This window comes from Streptomyces sparsus (assembly GCF_054776295.1).
The window spans coordinates 1-3,337 of sequence record NZ_BAAHCA010000545.1 but is presented as its reverse complement, the minus strand read 5'-3'; the positions used below and the strand labels follow the sequence as shown (position 1 = coordinate 3,337).

3 protein-coding genes are annotated in these 3,337 nt (G+C 73.8%); all 3 read left to right on the top strand.

The genetic code is table 11. The annotated features are described in order from the left end of the window. Positions 1–77: 77 nt before the first annotated feature. Positions 78–1,526 carry an alpha,alpha-trehalose-phosphate synthase (UDP-forming) gene (locus tag ACYVE9_RS19945; RefSeq protein WP_461029251.1) on the top strand — a complete coding sequence of 483 codons (1,449 nt, stop codon included), beginning with the start codon at positions 78–80 and terminating at the stop codon, positions 1,524–1,526. 283 nt (positions 1,527–1,809) lie between these two features. Further along, positions 1,810–2,790: a helix-turn-helix domain-containing protein gene (locus ACYVE9_RS19940; RefSeq protein ID WP_461029250.1), complete on the top strand. Its 981-nt coding sequence runs from the start codon at positions 1,810–1,812 to the stop codon at positions 2,788–2,790. Between the two features lie 129 nt (positions 2,791–2,919). Beyond that, positions 2,920–3,210 (top strand): hypothetical protein, encoded by a 291-nt coding sequence (locus tag ACYVE9_RS19935; RefSeq protein ID WP_461029249.1) that lies wholly within the window; start codon positions 2,920–2,922, stop codon positions 3,208–3,210. Positions 3,211–3,337 lie beyond the last annotated feature (127 nt).

The window sequence follows — 3,337 nt, the reverse complement described above, 5'->3', positions numbered from 1 at the left end:
CCCGAACGCGCCGCCGAGTGACCCTGCTCAAACCGCACGGCCGTTTGAGCAGGGCACTCAGCGGATACGCTCGCGGCATGGTCACTGCGCCCCGGATCCTTGTCGCCTCCAACCGCGGTCCCGTCTCCTACACGGTCGACGAGGACGGCTCGCTGTCCGCCAGGAGGGGCGGCGGCGGCCTGGTGTCGGGGCTGTCCGCGATCGGCCCGGACGCGGAGGCGCTGTGGGTGTGCGCCGCGCTGACCGACGGCGACCGCACCGCCGCCCGCCGCGACGAGGGCCGGCTGCCACTCGCCGAGACGGGCGACCAACAGGTGCGCATGCTGGACATCGACCCGGCCGTGTTCGCCGACGCCTACAACGGCGTCGCCAACTCCGTGCTGTGGTTCGTCCACCACCTGCTCTACCAGACGCCGCTGGAGCCCGCCTTCGACACCGCCTTCGAGGCCCAGTGGGCGGCCTACGAGGCGTACAACACCGCGTTCGCCGACGCCCTCGCCGAGGACGCCGCCGAGGGCGCGACGGTGCTCGTGCAGGACTACCACCTGACGCTGGTGCCCGGCATGCTCCGCGAGCGCCGTCCGGACCTGCGCATCGGCCACTTCTCCCACACGCCGTGGGCCCCGTCGGACTACTACCGCATGCTGCCCGACCAGGTCGCGGAGGCCGTGCTGCGCGGCGTTCTCGGCGCGGACCGGGCGGCGTTCCTCACCTGGCGCTGGGCCGAGGCCTTCACCGCCTGCTGCGCCGACCTGCTGGGCGCCTCGGTGATCTCCGCCGACGGTGAGCTGCTCGTCTCCCTCGACGGCCACACCACCCGGATCGGCGTGCACGGCCTGGGTGCCGACGCCGACTTCCTCCGCGAGCGCTCCCGGCGCGACGACGTCGAGGAACGGCTCGCCCTGCTGCGCGAGCAGATCGGCGGCAGCGACCGCCGGACGATCGTGCGGGTGGACCGCACGGAGCTGTCCAAGAACATCGTGCGCGGCCTGCACGCCTTCCGCCGCCTGCTCGACGACCACCCCGAGTGGCGCGAACGCGTCGTGCACGTCGCCTTCGCCTACCCCTCCCGGCAGGACCTCGCCGTCTACCGCGACTACACCGCGGAGGTGTCCCGGGTCGCCGAGGAGATCAACAAGACCTACGGCACCCCGGGCTGGACGCCGATCGTGCTGCACGTCAAGGACGACTTCGCCCGCTCGCTGGCCGCCTACCGGCTGGCCGACGTGGCGCTCGTCAACCCCATCAGGGACGGCATGAACCTCGTCGCCAAGGAGGTCCCGGTGGTGTCCGACGAGGGCTGCGCACTGGTCCTGTCCCGCGAGGCCGGCGCGCACGCCGAACTCGGCGAGCACTCCTTCACCGTCAACCCCTACGACATCACCGACACCGCACGCGCCCTGCACGAGGCCCTGCTGCTGCCGGACGCCGAACGCGCCGAGCGCAGCAAGCGCCTCGCCGCTGCCGCGACCGCGCTGCCCCCGACCCGCTGGTTCCTCGACCAGCTCCACGCCCTGGAGCAGTAGGCGCCGCCGCTCCGCGGTCGCGGGGCTGTCTCCCGGCGGCGCGCTCCGGGTCCCGGCCCGTCCCTCCACGTTCCCCTCGGAACCGTCGTTTCCGCTGGTCGCGGCCCTGACCGTCCCGGGACGTCCCAGGTTCGCCCGGCGACGTGGACAGCCCGCTTCCGGTCGGCCAGCGTGAGGGCCGAACGGGCCGGTGGGGCCGGACGCTCCCCACCGCCGGCGTGCCGCCCCACGACCGGGGACGCGCGCGCCGTGTGCCGCGGAGCGACGGAAACAGGGGAAAGACATGCTGACCGAGACGGTGTTCCGGACCGCCGACGTGCCCGCCCCGGACCGGTTCGACGCGTGGCGGGAGTGCATGGGGTCCGTCATGGCGCCCATGGACATCACCAGCGACCACGCCTCGGACTTCATGGCCCACCAGCGGCTGATACAGCTCGGCGCGGTGTCGGTGTGGCCGGTGACGATGCACCCGTCCCGGTACAGCAGGACCCGGAAGCTGGTGCGGCAGTCCGACCCGGAGCTGTACCACCTGACGCTCGTCCTGCCGGGCAGCGCGACGCTGGGCGTCACCCACGAGGACCAGCGGACCACGCACCGCGCACATGACCTCTACCTGCTCGACTCGTCCCGGCCGTACGACGTCGGGGCCGGCGAGGAGCAGGGGCTGATAGTGGGGGTCGGCGTGGAGATCCCCAAGGCGCTGCTGCCGCTCTCCGGCAAGGAGCGCCTGGACCCGCTGCTCGGGCGGCGGCTGTCCGGGCGGGACGGCTTCGGCGCGCTCCTGGTGCAGTTCCTCACCCGGCTGACGGCCGGCGGTGACACCTACCGGGCCGCGGACGTGCCCCGGCTCTGCGACATCCTGCTCGACCTGGTCGCCGGACTGCTGGCGAACGAGCTGGACGGCGACGCGGTGCCGTCCGCCCCGTCCCGCGACCGGGCCACGGTCCTGCGGGTCCGCGACCACGTCCAGCGGCACCTGCACGACCCGCAGCTGTCACCGCGGACCGTCGCGGCGGCCCACCACCTCTCCATCCGGCAACTGCACCGGCTGTTCGAGGCGGAGGACGTCTCGGTGGCCGGCCTCATCCGGGAACGCCGGCTGGAGCGCGCCCGGCGCGACCTCACCGACCCGGCGACCACCGGCACCCCCGTACAGGCGATCGCCGCCCACTGCGGCTTCACCTCCCCCGCGCACTTCAGCCGGGCCTTCCGCGCCGCCTACGGCGTCACCCCCGGCGAGTACCGGCGCTCCGCGGCCGGCTGACACCGTCGGCGCGCGGCGTCAACCACCCGTCCCCGGTCGTCAACGACACGGGAGGACACCGGCGGCAGGCTCGGAGCTGACGACAGCCCCACCGGGTTCGCACCCGGCACAAGCAGCGAGAGGAATCCCATGGTGAAGCAGAGCAAGCTCCGGCTCCGTGTGGTCGGCGGCATCGTGGCGGCGGTGGCGACGGCCGGACTGGTCTCCCCCGCGGCGGCGCAGGCGGCGCCCAGCGCCGACAGCGGCACCCACGCCGCGGCGAGCGACGTGCGGGCCATGGCGACCTGGCGCACGATCAGCACCCACCGCACGTCGTTCACGTGCGCCGGGCAGAAGGCCGCGGTCGAACTGTCCACGAACTGGGTCCTGCGCTGCCAGAAGGCCGGCACCTTCACCTACCACCTGCAGCGCTACTCCTGAGCCCGGCCCGGTCCCCGGCGGAAAGGCGGCCACGCCCCGCCGGGGGCCGCTGGTCCCTGGCGGACCGGCCGGGTGCAGCCCAACCGGTTGGGCCCTACCGACCGGTTGAGCCCTGCGGGGCCGGCCG